General features: G+C 60.5%; 20 protein-coding genes. 17 read left to right on the top strand and 3 right to left on the bottom strand.

The features are described from left to right. From ahcY to BMW66_RS17865, 8 genes are all read left to right on the top strand, one after another. The coding region (gene ahcY / locus BMW66_RS17900; protein ID WP_139196190.1) for an adenosylhomocysteinase at window positions 1-1,299 on the top strand (1,299 nt) is incomplete at its 5' end. Between the two features lie 9 nt (window positions 1,300-1,308). After that, on the top strand, window positions 1,309-2,310 hold the full coding sequence (locus BMW66_RS17895) for an adenosine kinase (protein ID WP_093120446.1): 1,002 nt from the start codon (window positions 1,309-1,311) through the stop codon (window positions 2,308-2,310). Between the two features lie 13 nt (window positions 2,311-2,323). Next, entirely contained in the window at window positions 2,324-2,536 is a 213-nt protein-coding gene (locus BMW66_RS17890; RefSeq protein ID WP_093120445.1) for a hypothetical protein, read from the top strand. 503 nt (window positions 2,537-3,039) lie between these two features. Beyond that, window positions 3,040-3,624: an ANTAR domain-containing protein gene (locus BMW66_RS17885; RefSeq protein WP_093120444.1), complete on the top strand. Its 585-nt coding sequence runs from the start codon at window positions 3,040-3,042 to the stop codon at window positions 3,622-3,624. Window positions 3,625-3,961: 337 nt separating this feature from the next. Beyond that, window positions 3,962-6,007 carry a TadE/TadG family type IV pilus assembly protein gene (locus tag BMW66_RS17880; RefSeq protein ID WP_093120443.1) on the top strand — a complete coding sequence of 682 codons (2,046 nt, stop codon included), beginning with the start codon at window positions 3,962-3,964 and terminating at the stop codon, window positions 6,005-6,007. 20 nt (window positions 6,008-6,027) lie between these two features. Further along, window positions 6,028-6,564: a TadE/TadG family type IV pilus assembly protein gene (locus BMW66_RS17875; protein WP_093120441.1), complete on the top strand. Its 537-nt coding sequence runs from the start codon at window positions 6,028-6,030 to the stop codon at window positions 6,562-6,564. Further along, on the top strand, window positions 6,561-6,998 hold the full coding sequence (locus BMW66_RS17870; RefSeq protein ID WP_175483308.1) for a TadE/TadG family type IV pilus assembly protein: 438 nt from the start codon (window positions 6,561-6,563) through the stop codon (window positions 6,996-6,998). The genes BMW66_RS17875 and BMW66_RS17870 overlap by 4 nt, the downstream gene beginning before the upstream one ends. Window positions 6,999-7,181: 183 nt before the next feature. Further along, complete coding sequence (locus BMW66_RS17865; protein WP_093120438.1) at window positions 7,182-7,550, top strand: response regulator; 369 nt, start codon at window positions 7,182-7,184, stop codon at window positions 7,548-7,550. A 53-nt stretch (window positions 7,551-7,603) separates the two neighbouring features. Here BMW66_RS17865 and BMW66_RS17860 read toward each other — a convergent pair whose 3' ends face one another. Beyond that, on the bottom strand, window positions 7,604-8,284 hold the full coding sequence (locus BMW66_RS17860; protein ID WP_093120437.1) for a response regulator transcription factor: 681 nt from the start codon (window positions 8,282-8,284) through the stop codon (window positions 7,604-7,606). A gap of 575 nt (window positions 8,285-8,859) precedes the next feature. On the opposite strand from BMW66_RS17860, the gene BMW66_RS17855 reads away from it, so the two are divergent. The 8 genes from BMW66_RS17855 to BMW66_RS17820 all read left to right on the top strand — a co-directional run bounded on the left by BMW66_RS17855 (window position 8,860) and on the right by BMW66_RS17820 (window position 18,671). Then, window positions 8,860-12,129, top strand: a complete 3,270-nt coding sequence (locus tag BMW66_RS17855) for a PAS domain-containing sensor histidine kinase (protein ID WP_093120436.1) — start codon at window positions 8,860-8,862, stop codon at window positions 12,127-12,129. 190 nt (window positions 12,130-12,319) lie between these two features. Continuing rightward, entirely contained in the window at window positions 12,320-12,496 is a 177-nt protein-coding gene (locus BMW66_RS17850; RefSeq protein ID WP_093120435.1) for a Flp family type IVb pilin, read from the top strand. Between the two features lie 126 nt (window positions 12,497-12,622). Next, entirely contained in the window at window positions 12,623-13,033 is a 411-nt protein-coding gene (locus tag BMW66_RS17845) for a prepilin peptidase (protein ID WP_093120433.1), read from the top strand. A gap of 41 nt (window positions 13,034-13,074) precedes the next feature. Next, a complete protein-coding gene (cpaB, locus tag BMW66_RS17840) occupies window positions 13,075-13,845 on the top strand; it encodes a Flp pilus assembly protein CpaB (RefSeq protein WP_093120432.1) in 771 nt (256 codons plus the stop codon). 51 nt (window positions 13,846-13,896) lie between these two features. Then, entirely contained in the window at window positions 13,897-15,147 is a 1,251-nt protein-coding gene (locus BMW66_RS17835; protein WP_093120430.1) for a CpaE/TadZ family protein, read from the top strand. 45 nt (window positions 15,148-15,192) lie between these two features. After that, on the top strand, window positions 15,193-16,665 hold the full coding sequence (locus tag BMW66_RS17830; protein WP_245729542.1) for a TadA family conjugal transfer-associated ATPase: 1,473 nt from the start codon (window positions 15,193-15,195) through the stop codon (window positions 16,663-16,665). 104 nt (window positions 16,666-16,769) lie between these two features. Then, the gene (locus BMW66_RS17825) at window positions 16,770-17,681 is read left to right on the top strand and encodes a type II secretion system F family protein (RefSeq protein ID WP_175483306.1); all 912 of its coding nucleotides are present in this window, start codon (window positions 16,770-16,772) and stop codon (window positions 17,679-17,681) included. A gap of 12 nt (window positions 17,682-17,693) precedes the next feature. Beyond that, window positions 17,694-18,671 (top strand): type II secretion system F family protein, encoded by a 978-nt coding sequence (locus BMW66_RS17820; protein WP_217639334.1) that lies wholly within the window; start codon window positions 17,694-17,696, stop codon window positions 18,669-18,671. 90 nt (window positions 18,672-18,761) lie between these two features. On the opposite strand, the gene BMW66_RS17815 is transcribed toward BMW66_RS17820, so the two are convergent. Then, on the bottom strand, window positions 18,762-19,103 hold the full coding sequence (locus BMW66_RS17815) for an Hpt domain-containing protein (RefSeq protein ID WP_139196240.1): 342 nt from the start codon (window positions 19,101-19,103) through the stop codon (window positions 18,762-18,764). Between the two features lie 83 nt (window positions 19,104-19,186). Between BMW66_RS17815 and BMW66_RS17810 the strand changes: the two genes are divergently transcribed. Beyond that, on the top strand, window positions 19,187-19,459 hold the full coding sequence (locus BMW66_RS17810; RefSeq protein ID WP_093120426.1) for a hypothetical protein: 273 nt from the start codon (window positions 19,187-19,189) through the stop codon (window positions 19,457-19,459). Between the two features lie 165 nt (window positions 19,460-19,624). Here the strand turns inward: BMW66_RS17810 and BMW66_RS17805 are convergent. Continuing rightward, window positions 19,625-19,890 (bottom strand): integrase core domain-containing protein (locus BMW66_RS17805; RefSeq protein ID WP_139196238.1); only part of this gene is annotated, 266 nt, incomplete at its 5' end.

Genomic DNA, 19,890 nt, shown 5'->3' with positions numbered 1-19,890 from the left:
CTGCGCGAGGAGTATGGTCAGCAGAAGCCCTTGAAGGGCGCGCGGATTGCCGGATCGCTGCACATGACCATCCAGACCGCCGTTCTGATCGAGACGCTTGTGGCGCTGGGTGCCGACGTGCGGTGGGCCTCGTGCAACATCTTCTCCACGCAGGATCACGCGGCGGCGGCGATTGCGACAACGGGCGTTCCGGTCTTCGCGATCAAGGGCGAGACGCTGGAGGAATACTGGGACTATTGCGACCGCATATTCCGGTTCGAGGAAGGCGGCGCGAACATGATCCTCGACGATGGCGGGGACGCGACGCTTTACATTCTGCTGGGCGCGCGGGTCGAAGAGGGCGAGGACGATCTTATCGCCACGCCGACCAGCGAAGAGGAAGAGGCGCTGTTCGCGCAGATCCGCAAGCGCATCGCGGAAACGCCCGGCTGGTTCATCAAGCAGCGGCACATGATCAAGGGCGTGACCGAAGAGACCACCACCGGCGTTCACCGTCTTTACCAGATGATGGAGAAGGGGCACCTGCCGTTCCCGGCGATCAACGTGAATGATTCAGTGACCAAGTCGAAGTTCGACAACAAGTATGGCTGCAAGGAAAGCCTTGTGGACGGTATCCGCCGGGCCACCGACACGATGATGGCCGGCAAGGTCGCGGTTGTCTGCGGCTATGGCGACGTGGGCAAGGGCTCTGCCGCGTCGCTGCGCGGCGCCGGGGCGCGCGTGAAGGTGACGGAGGTCGATCCGATCTGCGCGCTTCAGGCGGCGATGGACGGGTTCGAGGTCACGACGCTGGAAGACGAGGTGACAAGCGCCGATATCTTCATCACCACCACCGGCAACAAGGACGTGATCCGCATCGAGCATATGCGCGAGATGAAGAACATGGCGATTGTCGGCAACATCGGCCATTTCGACAATGAGATCCAGATTGCGGCGCTCAAGAACCACAAATGGACCAATATCAAGGACCAGGTGGACATGATCGAGCTGCCGTCGGGCAACAGGATCATCCTGTTGTCGGAGGGGCGCCTTCTGAACCTCGGGAATGCGACGGGCCATCCGTCGTTCGTGATGTCGGCCAGCTTTACCAACCAGACGCTGGCGCAGATCGAGCTTTGGACGCGCGGGGACGCCTATGACAACGAGGTCTATGTGCTGCCCAAGCATCTTGACGAGAAGGTGGCGCGGCTTCACCTCGAGCGGGTCGGGGCAAAGCTGACCCAGCTTCTGCCCGATCAGGCCGACTATATCGGGGTGTCGGTCGACGGCCCCTTCAAGCCCGGCCACTACCGTTATTGAGAGGTACGCATGACAGATGAAACTCCGCATATCGTTGGCGTGGGCAATGCCCTCGTCGACGTCGTCGCCGCCGTTCAGCCGGACGTGATCGAACGGCACGGCCTCACCCCCGGCGGCATGCATCTGGTGGATGCAGACGCTGCCCATGCCCTGTTCGACGAAGTTGGCCCGGGCGTGCGCCAATCGGGCGGCTCCGTCGCCAATTCCATTGCCCATCTGGCAGGAACAGGAGTGCAGGGCACCTATCTGGGTAAAATCGCCGATGACGATCTCGGCCGCACCTTCAGCTCAGAGATGGCCGACATGGGTATCGCGGCGCCGGTCGCCGTGGCGCTTGACGGTGATTTTGGCACCGGGCGTTGCGTCGTCCTCGTCACCCCGGATGGTGAACGCACGATGAGCACGCATCTGGGGGCGGCCACGACGCTCATGCCGTTCGAGGCGCGGGTCGCTCTGCCTGAGCGGTTCGATATTCTTTTCGTTGAGGGCTACCTCTGGGATGCGCCGCATGGCGCCGCGGTCATCGAGACACTGGCCCAGGCCGCGCAGGATGTCGGGGCACGGGTTGCGCTGACACCGTCCGATGCCGGCTGCGTTGAGCGCAACCGCGACGAGATGCTGACTGCGGTGTCACGCTACGTGGACATCCTGATCGGCAATCAGGCGGAAATCGCCGCGCTGGCCGGGTTGACCGGACGCGCGGACGCCGAACTGGCCATGGACTGGGCTCTGGATCATGTCTCGATTGCTGCGGTGACCGAGCATGACGAGGGCTCTCTCGTCGCGGATGCCACAGGTCGGCACCGCATCAAACCCGCGCCCGTGACGCAGGTTGTGGACAGCACCGGCGCGGGCGACGCCTATGCCAGCGGATTCCTGGGCAGCATTACCCAAGGCGCATCGGTGGCCGAGGCCGGCCGCGAGGGCGCCGAGCGCGCCGCCACTGTGCTTGTCCACTACGGCGCCCGTGACGGTGTGGCGGCGCGGGCCATCGCGTTGCCCGCGGCCTGATCAACCCTGTCACATGGGATCGGCCGGGGCGGTGCGCCGCCCCGGTCTTGCGGCGATTTCCAAACATCTCCACCATGAACGCCGCCAGCACGATACCGGCTTCTCCAACGAAACGCTTGCCGATTGCGCGCCGGAACTCATTGACGGCTTCGATCGAGTCGGCGACCGCGCTGAATTCTTCAATTCCCTGATCCAATTGCAGCACGTAAACACGCTTTCCGCCTGAAGACGCAGCAAAGCTTATCCCTATTCGAATACCTCCGCAAAAACCTGAACAAGGCAGTGGAGGCGTTTCAAGGTCAACCAAACTCTACATATGCCGGAACGAACACCTAGCCGTTCGGCCAGCCCATCAGTCTCAATGGTATCGGCCCATCGGGCCTCGTAATATTCTGGAGTGGTCGAAGCGACGGTCCAAAGGCACCCAGCGATTGCGGTGCATCTGCAAACCATGAGGTTGATGAAACGTCCCCAAGACACTTTTCGAGTAGTCAGATCGGAATTTCGAATATGGTGATGCCTTTCCTTTCCAATCATCTCGCAGTGCACGCGACTGCTCCGCAAACCGAGGCAAACCGTTGTTCAGAGCTCGCCCCGGGCGAGCTTCAGGAACACACAAGCGTCAGCCCCGCTTTGGTTACCAGCAGGTGTAGGCTCCCTCCTCCCAGACAGCCAAATATCGCATTTGCCGGCCTCTTGCTAAGCTGTCTGACTGCGGTCATCGCCATTATGGCGCTGCTCATGGCGGGGCGTCCGCTGCCAGAGACATTGCTGATCGCCTTCTGTTTGCAGATGCTGTCGTTCGGCGTCGTGCTTGTCATGGGCCTCTTGCGAACGAACGGACGTGATTTCACCCAGCCTGTCGCCACGGTTGTCGATTTTGCGCCGCATGAAACTGCCGATATCTGGCGGTCCTACCAGAGCTGCGGAGAGGCAGAAGAGTCGCTTCGGATTGCGCTGATTTCGCCTGACATGGTGCAAAGCGGCGACATCGCGAGCAACCTCGCCGAACTTGGTCGGGAGGTTCACCACTCCACGGATCGCGAGGCGATGCTTGAGAGCGTACAGATGCAGCCCGACAAGTGGGGTTTGGTGATATTCGACCTGGAATCGACATCGGATGCCGGAATTGAAGATCTGGTTGACTTTCGTGCGGCTTGCCCAGGAATTCCAGTTTTGCTTCTGTCCAGCGCGGCGCGGCGCAATTCCGATCATCGACCAATCGGGGACGCGACCTTGTGCAAACCGGTCTTTCGCACGCATCTGATCGAAGCAATTGAAGCCGCCAGTCGAAACTCTGTTGCGGGACACTGAGGTGACGCCGGTGTGTCAATCGGGTCGGTGAGAGATACGTGCCCGAGCCAAGTCGCGCCCTGCATATCGGTCCTGCGCGGCTGAACTGCGTGGTTGCCCGAGAATATATCCGCAAACGATGGCCGGGCGTGGCCTGCGGCAGTCGCGCCAACACAATCGCAGGAACTTCCGACGCTTCGACCAATATCCCGAAGCAGACATCGATGCATTCCAGAACTGGCCAAAAGACCAGACCGTCCGGACAGCTACTTCGCGGCGATGGTGTCCGCTACACTCCTGCTGCTTCCTGCGATGCAGGTTCCCATCTAGATGCCGACGAGCCGGGTAGGACCAAATCATGACGTTGGATTCCAGAAAAATATGCACCACGCCGTTCTCGCCCGCAAGGGGCTCGGCGACCGGGGCGATGCTTTCACGAGGAGTATGGTCAGGCAGGTCGCTTGCTGATTTTGCCAAGCGCGAGGAGGGTGCGGTCGCGGTCATAGCCGGGCTGGCGATCCCTGTACTACTGGGGTTCGCGGGACTGGCGCTGGAGTACGGCCAGAACCTCGTCGTCCGCGCCGAGGCACAGCGTACGGCTGATCTGGCCTCCCATGCAGGTGCCGTCGCATATGCTCGGACTGGTAGCACAGGACCGATGGTCGATGCGGCCAGGGGCGTCGCGCGGCTCAATGGCTTCGGCGATGATGAAATCGTCGTGGAGCTCGACTTGTCATTTTCGACCGCTTCGGGGGGGGCGGTTCGCGCAACCATCACGGCGCCGCAGCAGCTGTATCTGCCGCGTCTGGTGGGCGGTGACGCCAGTGTCGACGTGGTGGCATCGGCGGTGGCCGGTGCGATGCGAGGGGCGCCGGCCTGCATTCAGGCGCTCGACCCGGACGGCAGCGGTATCAATCTTTCGGGTGGGACATCTTTGCACGCAGATGAATGTGGCGTCGCGTCCAATGCCGAGGTTACGGTGACGTGCGGCGCGAGTATCATCACCAAGGCCCTGAGCTACGACTCAGACAAAAGTCCGGTGAAGGGAAATTGCGAGACCATCACAGCGCCCGATGGCTCGACACCGCAGATCGTGCGCCGACCGTCGTCGGATCCGTTGGCGGAATCAAACGCAATTCAGCTGGCCCGCGAGCAGATGAGCAGGACGGCGGCACTTGCGCCGTCCGATGGCGTGACCGTCGCTGCGGGGCCGAATGTCACCTTTGGCTGGGATCAAGGCGCAACCATGGCGCAGGCCGTGGCCGTTGGATGCTCCGCCACCTTCGCCAGCAGCAACAGCGAATGGACGTTTTCCTGCCCAGGCCAAACTTCGGTGAACATCGGCAATGTACTGCTTGAGGGTGGTCTGAGGCTGCGATTCAACCCCGGCGCCTCGCAAGGCTTTGTCTACAATATCTCCGGCCGCATCACGAACAGCGGCGCATACATGGACTTTGCCGGCGGCACCTACAATGTGGCGCAGGGTATCTACACTGGGGGTGGCGCCACGACCGAATTCGGCGCGGGAACCTATCGCATCGGCCGCTCGAACCAGAGCTGCAACGGCGCGCGATACAGCATCTGCAACACCAGCAAACTGATGTTCAACGGCCCCAGCGAATTCGTGCTTCCCGGCGGAGTCAGAAACGAGGGCGACGCGGTCATGACGCTTGGCACCGGCACAGGCAACAGCTTCCGCTTTGGCCCTTCGTCAAACGACGACGCGATTTCGATGGGGGGCGGATCGCAACTATATATGGGCGATGTCGATGATAGCGTCTTCGAGCATGGCGTTTTCGAGGTTGCGGGATGGATCGATGGCGGTGGTGGCAACAGTTGCCTCGTGATCCCTGCGGCAGATCTTCACGAGATCAATGGCTCGATCGTTGCCTCGGGCGCGATCCGCTTCGGTGCCGGCATATATGCGATCGATGGATACATGCATCTTGGGGGGAATGGCGGCGGAAGTTCGTCGTGCAGAGGCGAAATAGTCAGCGTCGAGGCAATCGACACGACGTTCCTGATCTCGGCCAATGGCGTGGAGCCGGGGAATTGGGGGTGCAGGGATCAGTCGTTTTGCGTAAGTTCCGACTACAGCAACGTGCAGTTCAGGGCACCGCTGACCGGACCCTTTGCCGATATTGCTATCGTTGGCCCGCTTGATGCTTCGCGTCGAGAAGGCGCGACATTCAGGGCAGGGGCGAGCGACGGTGTCGTGACAGGCGCTGCCTATTTCCCCAATGGGCCCATCACGCTTTCCGGAGGCGCCAGCGCGAGTGGTGGCGACGGTGGATGCCTTCAGATCATCGGCGCCGAGATCACGTTGACGGGCGGGGCGTCACTGGCTTCTGATTGCGAATTTTCGGGAGCTGGGACCATCGCTCAAGTGGCAATACTGAGATGACCTGGCTTTGTGTCCGCAGTATGCGAAAGCTGCAACGGAACGAAAGTGGCAGTGTCGCGGTCGAGTTCGCGCTTGTCGCGCCGATCCTGATGTTCGTTCTTGCCGGGGTGATCGACATCGGCAGTGCGACCTATGCGAAGCTTTCGCTGGATGCGCGGTTGACGGCAGTGGCGGAGTACGCGCTGAACCAACCGGCTCCTGGGGATCAGGAAGCCGCAGCTGCGATGGCCGAGAAACTTGTCACGCTGATGCAAGGCGGCGCGACGGATACCGCCGAGGTTGTGGTCAACAATGGTGCCAGCGCGACATGGGACGGCTCGACATCCTCCGTGACGCTCCTGTCGGGTGATGCGGCGTTATGCTATTGTCCGGTCCGATCAGAGAGCGGTATTGAATGGGGAGGGGCCGAGAGCTGCGGAACGCCGTGCGCTTCGGGCGACAGCTCGGGGCAGTTCGTGCAAATTTCCGCGACCACGCGCCATGTCACGATCTTTCCGGGATATGCCTTCATCGAAGGAGACTCGGTCAAGACGCAAACAATGCTGCGCTTGCAATGACCGGGATCGGCGCAATCCGGGCGTTTCTGTCGGACCGGCGCGGCTCCGTGGCCATCGAGTTCGCCGCCATCGCGCTGCCTCTCATGCTGTTGCTGGGCGGGTCAATCGAAATCAGCCGGTACGTCTGGACCCGGCTCGCATTGCAGGACGCCGCATCGACCGGCGCGCGCTGTCTGGGGCTGCGCCTCGCCCCCTGTTTTACGGGCGAGAGCATGGACCGGGGCGGAACGGTGGGTTTTGTCAAGGAGCAGGCCAAGCAATGGGCCATCGGAATTCAAGACGAAACGATAACCCCCGAAGCGTCCGCAGCCTGTCATAGCGCTGCCGACTTTGCCAAGATCGCAATCCGGCACCAGTTTACCAGCGTTCTGGCCGTTCTGCCTGAGACTTGGATCGAAGTGGAAGCCTGCTTTCCCGTCCTTGCTTCGGAGTGAGGATATTCGCAAGGGTTGCGCCGAGGGCGTGGAAACCGCTACGTGGCTCCATAAATGAAGGCCCGAACGTGATTATTCAGACCAGTATCCTGCCCAACGAGAGCGCCGCCGCCAACGCGAGCTTCGCAAACCCCTTTGCATTGCCCTCGCTTTCTTCGTTTCGGCTGAAATGGAGGGTGCCAGATGAGTGACCCTGCGAAACTGCTCGTCGTCGACGACGATCAAATGATGTTGGACTATACCGTGCGAGTGTTGACCTCGCTGGGACACTCGGCCGTGACTGCGACGGATGCTGAGGCCGCGGTGCGCTGGCTGGAACAGGACCAGCATATTCGGGCCGCTATCATTGACTTGCGACTTGGAAAGACGTCGAACGGGGCACAACTCGCGCTCCAGGCCCTTGCCATCCGGCCCGATCTTCGTGTGCTTCTTACGTCGGGCGATCCCGGTTCACTGCAGGTTGCCGGACAGGATATGCCGCTAGATGTCGAACTCCTGCCGAAACCTTATCGCCGACGCGATCTCGTGGCCCGGCTGTCTCGTCTGCTGTGAAGGTCTGGATGCCAGGGCCGTCAGCGCGCAGCTGAAGCGCTTTGCGGTGGATGTCACTCGCCGTAATTCTTGAGGATCTGTGCGCCAAGAATAGCAGCCTCGACGCGGTTCGAAGCCCCGAGAATCTGGAAAATGAAGGAAAGATGAAACTTGACGGTGCTGGGATTGATACCAAGTGCCCGCGCGATTCCCTTGTTCGGTTGCCCCGCAACCAGAAGACGAAGCACTTCCAACTGGCGCGGCGTCAGCGCGGTAAGAGTGACAGCAGAGCGCTCGTCCCCGGCTTCACGCGCCACCGCCGCAACTCCCGATTGCGGTGTGAAGGGAGGGACGTAAACCGCCCCTCCGGCAATCTGCCGGATTGCCACCTCTGCTTCGCTGATACCCAAGCCCTTGTTGATAAAACCCTGGGCACCAGCCGAGAGCGCCATCAGGATGTCCTCCTGGGATCTGGAGGCTGATAGCACCACGAGGCGGATCTCCGGTTGTGCGGCCTTCAAGGTGTCCAGAAGCTCTCGATTGTCGATCCCGGGCATGTTCAGATCAACGAGGCCGAGGCCGAAACTGGTCCCTTTGGAAATCTGGTCGATAGCGTCCTGCACCGTCGCGCAGGCGATGACGGTTTCAACCCCGAACCGTTTGCGCAATACAGTTTCGATGGCAACGCGGAAAAACTCGTCATCATCAATGACGATGACGGGCGTTAGCGTCGACAATGTGCTCTGCTTCGTCATGGGGGCTCAGATCTGATTGAGACTTTCTCAAGTCTTTTCGCGGGTTTCTAAAGTTGGAGGTTCAAAGCGGCGAAATCAAGTGGTATCGCCAATCCGACCCATTCGGCGCTCGCCCGCGTCGGGCAAGTCTGCTACAAGAAACCACTGGTTGGATCGCACATTGAAGAGTGGTCTTGTCATGCTTTCAGGGAGCTATCTCGGGCGTTATCATCGGCGCGTGATCGACGCGACACCACAGAACTCTCGCAGCGGTCATCAAGGTTCGAACTCGTTCGTGTCGAAATAGAGAGCCGGCTCCAGCGTCGAACAACCGAATGCGATCCTCTTGCAAGGTACCGCGCCGGGGCGGAGGTCGATGGAAATGCCATGAAGCTTGAAAAACGATCGCAGCCCTTGGCCTTCTTGTTGTCCGCGTCCGTGGTTCAGGCCATCCGTGCGGGTCACGACGGGCCTGCGCCTGATGGAATCGTTCAGATTGTACTCGCAGGAGTCGTCCGGAACGTGTTTGTTCGTTATTGTGTACACGGATACGGACCCCTCCATGTTTTCACGGCAACGCCAGAGAGAGTGTTCCGATGACAGAGATGCCGATGTTTGCTGCGCTGGCGCTTGCGGCGCTTTTGTTCGCCCTCGCCGTGTCGCTTATCGTCTTGCAGCGACTGCATCGTGCGGTCCGGCGTATGCTCGACGCCGCACCCCGGGAAGAGGGGGGCGAAGGCGCGCGAATGAGCGGTGTCTTGCACGATCTGCGACGCCTCGAAGAGAGGTTCGATGAAATGAATGCGCAGCTTGAAGCGCAAGCGGCGACACTGGAACAGGCCTGCGAACTTGCCAATCTCGGCACATGGACGCTGTTGCCGGATCTGAAATCGGTCCGCACGATGCCGCATATGCGGGCGATCCTTGGTTTCCCCGAGGAGGAGGATATCGTGCGGATAGACGCCCTCCGAGAGCGGATCGTGGCAGAAGACTGCGCCGCTTTCGATGCGGCCTTGGAACGCGCCATGCAAGAGCGCCGGACGACCGACGTGGAGTTCCGCGCCCTCGATGCGGTGGGAAATGTCCGCGTTTTCCGTGCCCTCACAGGACCGAGTGGGGCGCTGCCGGATGAAACGCATGGCGGAATATCCGGCATCATTCAGGATATCACCGATCTCCGACGGAATGAGGCGGCGCTGGCGCGGTCGCTCAGGCTCGAACGTCAGGCCGGCGAGGTCGCGCGCATCGGCGGTTGGCACTACGAGGTCGCAACCCGCAGGTTGAGCGGTACGCAAGAGAAGGCCAATCTTGTCGGAGCAGACGGCGGCGAGCCTCTCACGATCGAGGGCCAGATCGCCCGTTTTGAGGATGAGAATGACCGCAAGCGGATCGAGCAAGGCTTCTGGACCTGCGTCGGGGCGGGAACCCGCTTTGACGAGATTGCCAGATTCCGCAGACTGGATGGCAAGGAGACGTGGCTGCGGGTGATCGGTGAGGCAGAACGCGATCAGTCCGGTGAGATCGTCGGAGTCTACGGTGCCCTTCAGGATGTCGGGGAGTCGGTGGGTGCGCAGCGCGCCAAGGACGAGGCTCAGGCGCTTCTCCAGACGATCCTTGACTCACTGGGCGATGGCTTTGTCATTCACGCCCGCGACGGCACGATCCAGTATATGAACCGCAAAGCGCACGGCATTCTGGGCGTGCCGGACCTCGACCTCGTCGGCGGCAACATCTGGCAGGATCTTCACAAGGCCGTCGGAACGCAGTTCGGACAGTTGATCAGCGACGCGCTGGAAACGGGCGAGATCCAGACATTCGAGGGTGAGATTGACACACCCGATCAGTGGATCAAGGTCAAGATTCACCCGACGCCGGCGGGTGTCGCCATCTATTTCAACGACGTGACCGGAGAACGGGAGACCCGCGTGCGTTTGCGCCTGCTCGACGCCGCCATGTCTCGGCTGAAAGATGTGGTAATGATCACGGATGCAAAGACACTGGATCTTCCCGGCCCACGGGTCGTCTTCGTCAACGAGGCGTTCACGACCACGACGGGCTACTCGCAGGACGAGATTCTCGGCGCGACGCCGCGCATGCTGCAAGGGCCGGATACAGAAAGGGAGCGTCTGGACGAGATCCGCACCGCTCTTCAGGCACGCCAGAGTATCCGCACGGAACTGACCAATTACCGCAAGGACGGAAGCAGCTTCACCACCGAGATCGACGTCAACCCGCTGTTCGATGCCGCGGGCGAGTGCACGCATTTCGTGTCTGTCCAGAGAGACACGACCGAGCGACGGGAAGATGAGGAACGTCTGCTTGCCCGCGAAGAGCAGTTCCGCCTCGCCAGCCTGGCAAGTCAGGACATCATCTGGGACTGGGACATGCTCACGGGCATCATATGGAACAGCGACAATTCCGAGGCAATCTTCGGGACAGTTTCAGAGTGGCACGTCGAGAACAATCCGGAGGGGCGCATCGAGAACATTCTGGAGCGGATCCATCCCGACGATCGCCTGAAGATCATCGAGAGCCTCGATGCCGCGCTTACCGGCGACGCACAGACGTGGCACTGCGAGTATCGGGTCCGTGCCCACGACGGCACGTGGAGAATCATGACCGACAAGGCATTCATATTGCGCGAAGACGACGGCGCCCCCCGGCGCATGGTCGGGGCCATGTCGGACGTGACCGATCTGCGCTTGCTCGACGCTCAGTTGCACCAATCCAAGAAGCTTGAAACCGTCGGGCAGCTCACCGGGGGAATTGCGCATGACTTCAACAACCTGCTCACCATCATTCTCGGCAACTGCGACATTCTGCTCGACGATATCGACGACGAGTCGGCGTTTCGCCCGTTACTCCAGTCGATCGAGGACGCGGCCGAGCGTGGTGCCCGCATTTCGAGCGATCTTCTGGCCTTTTCGCGCCGCCAGCCGCTCGAACTGCGAGCGACCGACATCAACGCGCTGATCCGGCGGTCGCACCGTCTTTTCGATCGTGCTGTCGATGCCAGCGTGGAGATCCGGTATGACCTGACCGATTCGCCGACAGTGGCATACGTCGATCCCGATAAGCTGGAAGCGGCGCTTCTCAACCTTGTCCTCAATGCGTCGGCCGCAATCGAGCAGGAAGGGAGCATCACTGTCAGGACCCGGTCGACCAGCATTCACGATGACGATACGAACTTCGAGTGCGGTCCCGGCGAGTTTGTCGAGGTCGATGTCATCGACGACGGGAGCGGGATGCCGCCAGAGGTCGCAGAGCGCGCGTTTGAACCGTTCTTCACCACCAAGGATCCCGGTGTCGGCACGGGAATGGGCCTCAGTTCGGTATATGGTATGGTAAAGCAGTCTGGCGGTCATGCCTCCATCGATTCAGAGCCGGGCAAGGGCACGACCATTGTGCTGTGTCTTCCGATTGCGCACGAGGCGGAACTCGCGCTGCCGACTGAATCCCCGAAGGTCACTGATCTCAGAGGAGAACATCGGATCCTCGTCGCCGAGGACGATGCTGACCTCCGCTCCTTCGTGTCCACGGTTCTGGGCCGGAGGGGATATCGCGTCGTCGAGATCGAAAACGGGAAAAGCGCCCTTGAGCTTCTGGAAAAGGACGATGATTTCGATCTTCTGCTCACGGATATCGTCATGCCCGGGGGCGTAAATGGAGTCCAACTCGCCAAGAAGGCACAGAAGATGCATCCCGATCTCAAGATACTCTTCACTTCTGGCTATTCCCGCGGTTCCTTGCCGAAGGAACGGCAGGTGCCCAGCGACATTCCGATGCTCTACAAGCCTTTTCGCACGAACGAGCTGGTTGAACGGGTGAAAGATGCCCTGGCGGGCAGGGTCGCATCCATAAGCTGATGCCGCGCGCCGCTCACCCGGCGGATTGGCCTGACCAGATGACTAGGACACCATGCTAGCTGGTTTGAGGCCGGCAGAATCCTCATCTTCATTGCAGACGATCCACGTCCAGGGCGCTCGGATACTCGAAAACCGAGTTCGGAGCCCTGCCGGCATTGCCGGACAAACTTGCGAAGAAGGAACGCACCCCATGCTGCAATTTATCAAGAACTTCAAGACCAACGACTCTGGCGCGACCGCGATCGAGTATGGTCTGATCGCGGCTCTCGTCGCCGTGGCTCTTATCACGGCTCTCACGACTCTCGGTACCGATCTGGGCGGCATTTTCGGGGATGTCTCGACCGAACTGCAGGGCGCTGGCGGCTAATGAATGATCGGTCACGGGGCGATGCGACTTCGCCCCGTGAGGAACATCCGAGAGACAGGAGGACTGCGTGATCGTCGCATCTGTCTGGTACATCGGCGGACAGCTACTCGACCCCGCCAGTGATGCTTGTCGGATACCCGTTCCAGGCGCGCTCACCCTGCACCTGCCCGGTGGCTGCGCGGCCAACCCGCGCTGTCACAACCCGAAGGGATCGATCTTGCCGTCGGCGCCGCTGTCGGAGTCACCATTCTCGTGAGCGGACTGACCCTGTTCGCACGTGGAGGGATGGGCAGCGGCGACGTCAAGCTGCTTGCGGTTGCCAGGCCTTGGCTTGGATTCGCCGTGGCGTCGACGCTCCTTTCGCTGAAAGCCTGGGCCGACCGTTTGGTGGACCTGGCACTCATCGCAACCCGCGAACGTGGCGCGCACCGTCTTGCCAACGGGCGGATCACCGCCCTGCGCGACCCGATGGGTTACGAATTACCATCGCAGCGGCAGCTATCGCTGTCGCGCTCATGCGGCCGGGGGCCATTCTGAAAGGCTGACCGAACTCGTGCGCCGCAGCTCGGAGAACCGACATGCTTAGACCACTCATTCTGCTCATCGCCCTCGCGGCGGGTGGCGGCGCTGCTTGGATCGCGGCCCAAAGAACCGCACCCGAACCCGTCACCGAAGCGCCGACCCCGGTAGCCACCGAAATGACGGCGGTTCTCGTGGCGGCGCAGGACGTTCCGCGCGGCAGTCAGGCAACGGCAGACGCATTTTCGTGGCAGCAGTGGCCAGCCGATGCAGTGCCGACCACATTCATCGAACGCTCTGCGCGGCCGGATGCCATCAAGGAGTTCGCCGGCCAGTTCGCCAGCCGCGCGATCTCGATCGGCGAGCCGATTGCCAACCACCTTCTCACGCAGGCCCCGGGTGGATTTCTGGCGGCCATGCTCTCGCCCGGAAAGCGTGCGGTCGGGATCCACGCGAGCACACAGAGCACGGCTGGCGGGTTCATCTTGCCAAATGACCGCGTCGACGTGCTTCACACCACTGAAGGGTCCCGGGGCAGAGAGGGCGGCGAGTCGCGCAGCAGAACCATTCTGAGAGGCGTCCGGGTTCTGGCCATCGACCAGACGACAAATGACACGGAGTCCGGCACGGTCCTTGGCAAAACGGCGACTCTCGAGTTGACCGAAGCCCAAGCCGAAGCAGTAACAGCCGCCCAGGCGACAGGCACGCTTTCGCTGTCGTTGCGACCGATGGACGAGACGCCAGGCGAGACTTCGATGGAGGTTGTGGAGCCGCCCAAGACGATCCGCATCCACCGTGGAACCAGTATAGAGGACGTCGTGATCAACTGACGTCGGTCCCTCCTGTTCGTCCCGCGAGGCTGTCAGTCAAAGGAACAGAAGATGAAACATGCCGCAATCCTGATCAACGAGGGACCACTCGAGGACCCCCGCGAGACGCCTTCCGGCGCCCGTGTTCCGCATCTGTCAGCAGCCGCGTTCTGCCTGACGGCCGCAACGCGTGGTGCGATCGAGCGTGCGAGTGGAGATCGCCGGCTGACCCGGGTCAAGACTGAGGTGAGCGACGGCGGGATCGCCCAAGTGTGCAGGATCTTCGAAACGAGACGGACGCCATCCCTTCTGGTCATCGAGATCGCCACCACGGGCGAGCCGTTGCTGAGGGAACTGGATGCGCTTGCCGAGATCTGCGATCCGGAGACCAAGGTGGTCTTGATCGGTACCCAGAATGACATTGGCCTTTATCGCACACTGATGGAACGCGGAATCGCCGAGTATCTTGTCGGCACGATCACGCCCTTGGCCTATGTCGCAACGGTCCAGAGGCTTTTCGCGCAGGAGGCAGAGACGAAACTCGGGAAAGTCTTTGCCTTCATTGGCGCCAATGGCGGGGTCGGTGCCTCAACCCTTGCACAGAACGTGGCCTGGACTATTGCCGAGGAACAGGCCAGCCCGACACTGTTGCTCGATCTCGATTTCAGGTTCGGATCGGCCGCCGTGAATCTTGATCTGAAGTCGGTGATGGGGCTGGAGAAATACATTGGCGATGTCGAAAAGCTCGACGCCGCACTTCTCGATCAACTGATCGTTCGACGCGGCAAATACCTGAGTGTTCTGCCCGGTTTCGATGACGCTCTGTGCGACGTCGAGACCGCGCCGGACGCAATCGAGCGCTTGATCGAGATCGCGCGAACCTCGTTTCCGTATGTTGTGCTCGATCTGCCGCACGACTGGTCCCTTGGCAGCCTCGATGCCCTGACATTGGCGGACGAAGTGATCGTCGTGGCCTCACCAGACCTGCCGAACCTACGCAATGCGCGGGCGATCATGGAGCGACTGCGCGCCCTGCGGCCCAATGATGCTCCGACCCAAGTCGTACTGAACACCTGCCGAATGCCCAGACGCAAGGAAATCCCCGCGGACAAATTCGCCAAGGGCATAGATGTTCTGACTTGCGCGACCATCACATTCGATCCGGCGACGTTTGGGGCCGCCGCAACCGACGGGCGGACGATCCGGGAACAAGCGCCGCGCAGCAAAGCGCAAGGATCTGTACGGGATCTCGCCCAAAGCTTGACAGGGCGGGGCAAAACGCGACGGCGCGGTCGGCTTCGTAGACTACTCGGCTTTGATTGAACGCAAAACCGCACCGTACCGAACCGCTATTGAAGAGAAAACATCGTGTCAAAATCCTTTGGAAAACGAACATCGCTGAAAAATGTGTTCGATGCTGTTCCGCCTGTTTCCGACAAGAAGCAGGCGGCGACCGCACCTGATCGCCCTTCGCACGACCGACCACTTAAGCTGACGGAGCCGCAGAAACCGCCTACGCCGCCCCGTCCGGTCGTGGCGAATGTGGTATCGTCGGAAAAGGCGGCCGAATACATCGATCTGAAGAAGGAAATCTTCGGCGCGTTGATCGAGTCGATCAACATCACCGAACTCAATCGCCTGAACCTTCAGGCTGCCCGGCGCGAGGTGGGCGGCGTTGTAAGCGAGATTCTTGCGGCCAAACGCGCTGTGTTGACCAGCAGTGAACAGACCGAGTTGACCGAAGAAATCTGCAACGATGTTCTGGGCTACGGTCCTCTCGAGCCGCTCCTTGCGCGCGATGACATCGCAGACATCATGGTGAACGGAACCAAGCTGATCTACATTGAAGTGAACGGCAAGGTTCAGCAGACGAACATTCGTTTTCGGGATAACGAACAGCTTCTCAACATCTGTCAGCGCATCGTCAGCCAGGTCGGTCGCCGCCTCGATGAATCGAGCCCGATCTGCGACGCGCGGCTGCCTGACGGGAGCCGCGTCAACGTGATCGCGCCACCACTGGCGATCGACGGCCCAAGCCTGACGATCCGACGGTTCAAGAAAGACAAGCTTACGCTCGACCAGCTCGTCGAATTCGGCTCGATCACGCCTGCCGGCGCCGAGATCCTCAAGATTATCGGTCGCATCGGATGTAACGTCGTGATTTCGGGCGGGACCGGGTCTGGCAAGACGACACTTCTCAACTGTCTCACACGATATGCGGGCGCTGAAGAGCGGATCGTGACATGCGAGGATTCGGCTGAGCTTCAGTTGCAACAGCCGCATGTCGTCCGGCTGGAAACCCGACCAGCCAACGTCGAAGGCACAGGCGAAGTGACAATGCGCGACCTGATCAAGAACTGCCTGCGCATGCGGCCTGAGCGGATCATAGTTGGCGAGGTGCGCGGCCCCGAGGCGTTCGATCTGCTTCAGGCGATGAATACCGGCCACGACGGATCCATGGGAACGCTGCACGCCAACACCCCGCGCGAGGCGCTCTCGCGCCTAGGGTCAATGATCACGATGGGCGGCTACGACCTGCCGTCGCAGACGATTCAGCAGATGGCTGTGTCTTCCATCGATGTCATCATTCAGGCGGCGCGTCTGCGGGACGGTTCACGGCGGATCACCCACATTACCGAGGTGCTTGGCTTGGAGGGAGACGTTCCGATCCTGCAAGACATCTTGCTCTACAAGGTTACGGGCGAGGACGACCAGGGACGCATCATCGGTGAACACCAGTCGACTGGCATTGGGCGTCCGGCGTTCTGGGACCGCGCCCGCTACTTCGGTGAAGATGAACGACTGTCGCGCGCACTCGAAGCGGCAAAAAAGACCACCTAGATCAGGCACGGATGCAAAAAATGCTGCAATTCGACTTTACACTTCTGATCGTGCCCCTTGCCGTTGTGGCGGCGGTGGGGCTTCTGCTGACGTTTGCTACAAACATGATCGAGACGCGGGCACTGCGAAAGCGGCGGATGGCGCTGGTTCTCGGCGGCGTCAGTAGCGAAAGCGGAACATCTGCTTCCGGGGGGAAGGCATCGATCCGTCGCAAGGCTATCGAAAAGACATTGAAGGAGATCGAGGAGCGGCAGTCGGCCCGCAGAGAGCGGCGGCTGCGGCCGGAACTCGAACAGCGTCTGCGTGAAGCTGGCCTAAGCTGGAGGCCCTTTGGTTACCGGCTTTTCAGTGCGACCGTCGCCGTTGGAGCGTTTGTCGCGTCGTCGATGTTCGGGCTGCTCATCGCAACCGGCGTCGCACTTGCCGCAGGACTGGCAGTGCCCCACATCTACATCGAGTTCTTGCGGCGGCGGCGTCTGGCGGCATTTGCTGCGGGCTTTCCCGACGTGATTGACGTGATTGTCCGGGGCGTTCGCGCGGGGCGACCGCTGGCCGATTGTCTGGCCATTGTCGCAGTTGACACCGACGACCCGATCCGTTCCGAATTCCGGCTGGTCGTCGAAGACCAGTCTGTGGGGATTCCCGTGCAGGAAGCCGTTGATCGACTGGCACAGCGCGTTCCGCTTCAGGAAGTCGGTTTCCTCGCGATCGTCGTCGCGATCCAGAACCGCGCGGGTGGGAGCCTGACGGAGGCATTGGGCAATCTGTCAACAGTGCTGCGCGGTCGGCGGCAGCTGCATGCGAAAGTGAAGGCGATGAGCGCGGAGGCCAAAACTTCGGCGGGGATCATCGGCTCGCTTCCGATAGTCGTGGCAGGTCTGGTTCAGGTGACGAGTCCCGACTATCTCGCGGTTCTTTACCAAACCAATCTCGGCATCATGGTGATCGCCGCCTGCGCCCTCTGGATGTCGATCGGGGTGTTTGTGATGCGCCAGATGATCAACTTTGATATGTAAGGGAGACGAGACGTGCTGCTCGAACTGACAAACCCGCAGATTCAGCAAGCGATCATCGCGCTTTCTGCGTTGTCCGCCATTGGCGTCATGCTTGTGGTTGGTTGGCCCTGGATCGCCCGCGACCGGCTGGCTGAGCGGATTCAAACTATTGAGGGGAACCGACATCAACTACGCCGCCGCGAACAGTCTGGGAGCGGTGCTGTTGGCGGCGCGCGCTCGCTTCTCTTCGCCAAGAAGCCAAACCGGGTTTTTGTCGGAATCGTGGAGAGGCTGAGTCTGGCGCGTCTGACAGACGAAAGTGGCGCGACGCAACTTCTCCGGATGGCGGGCCTGCACGGAAGAGCTCCGCTGGTGGCCTACCTCGCCTCGCGGTTGATCGCTGCCATAGCGATGCCGGGCATCGCTTTCGCCTATCTCGTGTTCGTGCTGAAACCGGACCTGTCTCTGCCACTCATGGCCGTCGTGGCGTCCGCTGGTGCGGCCATAGGCTTTGCCTTGCCCAAGCTGTATGTGCGCAATCTCATCTCGAAACGGCACAACAGCCTGCGTCGCAGTTGGCCCGATGCGCTCGATCTTCTGCTGATTTGCGTCGAATCCGGTATGAGCAGCGAGAGTGCCTTTCGCAAGGTGGCGGAGGAAATCGGCACGCAATCGAAGGAACTGGCCGAGGAGATGTCGCTGACCACAGCCGAACTTGCCTATCTTTCAGATCGTAGACAGGCCTACGAAAATCTCGGAACAAGAACGGGTCTGGATAGTATCAAGGCCACCGTCATCGGCCTGATTCAGTCCGAGAAATACGGCACGTCTCTTGGTCAGACGCTCCGGGTTCTGGCCAAGGAAAGCCGTGACTTCCGCATGGCGGCCGCTGAGAAGAAGGCGGCTTCGCTCCCGCCCAAGCTGACAGTTCCGATGATCCTGTTCTTTCTGCCGGTTTTGTTCGCGGTGATCGCGACGCCGGCGGTGCTTCAAGCCATCGGGGCGTCGTGAAAATGGCAACTTTCAACCGATCTGTCGGCAACAATCCTCTTTCCGTTCCTCCCTCTTTGCGCCAGACCTGCATGGCGAGCATTGAGCGGTTCAGGGTGCGTCCCGATCCATCTCTTCTGGCGGAATCTCTGCGACAATGCGCGCCTGTTCCGCCCAGCGATCAAGAGCCGCGGCGATTCCTCGGTTCCGACGCGTCGCTTCATCAAGCTGGGCGGACGCCTCCGCCAGCGCCGAAAAACCGAGAAACCCCGCCCGGCCCGCCGTCCTGTGGGCCACATCACGGAGATCCGCGTGATCGGGTTGTCCTTGGCCGATCCATGACAGATGCGCCGCCAGATCCCCGCGGAACGTGCGAAGTCGGGCCAGCGCACCCTCATCTCCGAACACTGCACAGGCTTCTCTGAAGGCATCGGGATCCTGTACGCCTTTCACCTTTTGCCCCCTGAATCGCGTTCCACGATAATTCTCCCTCCGGCTCCATCAGATGACCATGTCCAACCTTGCGAGGAACTATCATGAAATACCCCAAGTACTGCGTTCCGGTCAAAGCGACTCTCGAAGACGGCAGTCAGCAATTTGGCGGAATCCATGTCACTCAGAGCCAACGGATTCTCGACGTTCTTTGCGATGAACGGTCCTTCATCCCGTTCACGCTGCGAGACCGGACCATTCTGTTGAACAAGTCCAAGGTGGTGCAGGTTGATCTGCTGCAACTGGCCGAAATCACTGAAATGGCGGACATCCTGCCGGAGGTGAATCTTGATTACCTGAAAGCCAACTCCTGGTGAGCCTCTCCAACCACATCCCCTTATTGCACGAGAGCATTACCCGACCCATGACCACTCAACTTGATAAACTTGAAGACGAAGCAGGTCGGATCTGTCCGTCGTCATATAAAATGGGACATCAGAGCGGCTTGAACATTGGAGGCTCTGGTTCGGTTGTGTGATTGATTATGCTGCTTGTTTTTGATGTTGCAAGCGGCGCTGTCGGATCGTCAGGTTCTTGATCTTTTCCCTTTCTCTCAGAATGGCCTTGTCCCGGCCAAAGTAGACGTCAGCGGGTGTGACGTTTTTCAGGCTCTCGTGGTAGCGCTGGTTATTGTAGTAGTCGACGAAGTCCCCGATCTGTCGCTCGAGATGACCGGGCAGGTAGTAATTCTCCAGCAGAACACGATTCTTCATGGTCTGATGCCATCGCTCTATTTTGCCCTGGGTTT

This window comes from Salinihabitans flavidus, from assembly GCF_900110425.1.
GTDB lineage: Bacteria > Pseudomonadota > Alphaproteobacteria > Rhodobacterales > Rhodobacteraceae > Salinihabitans > Salinihabitans flavidus.
This window is presented reverse-complemented; position numbering and strand designations above follow the sequence as displayed.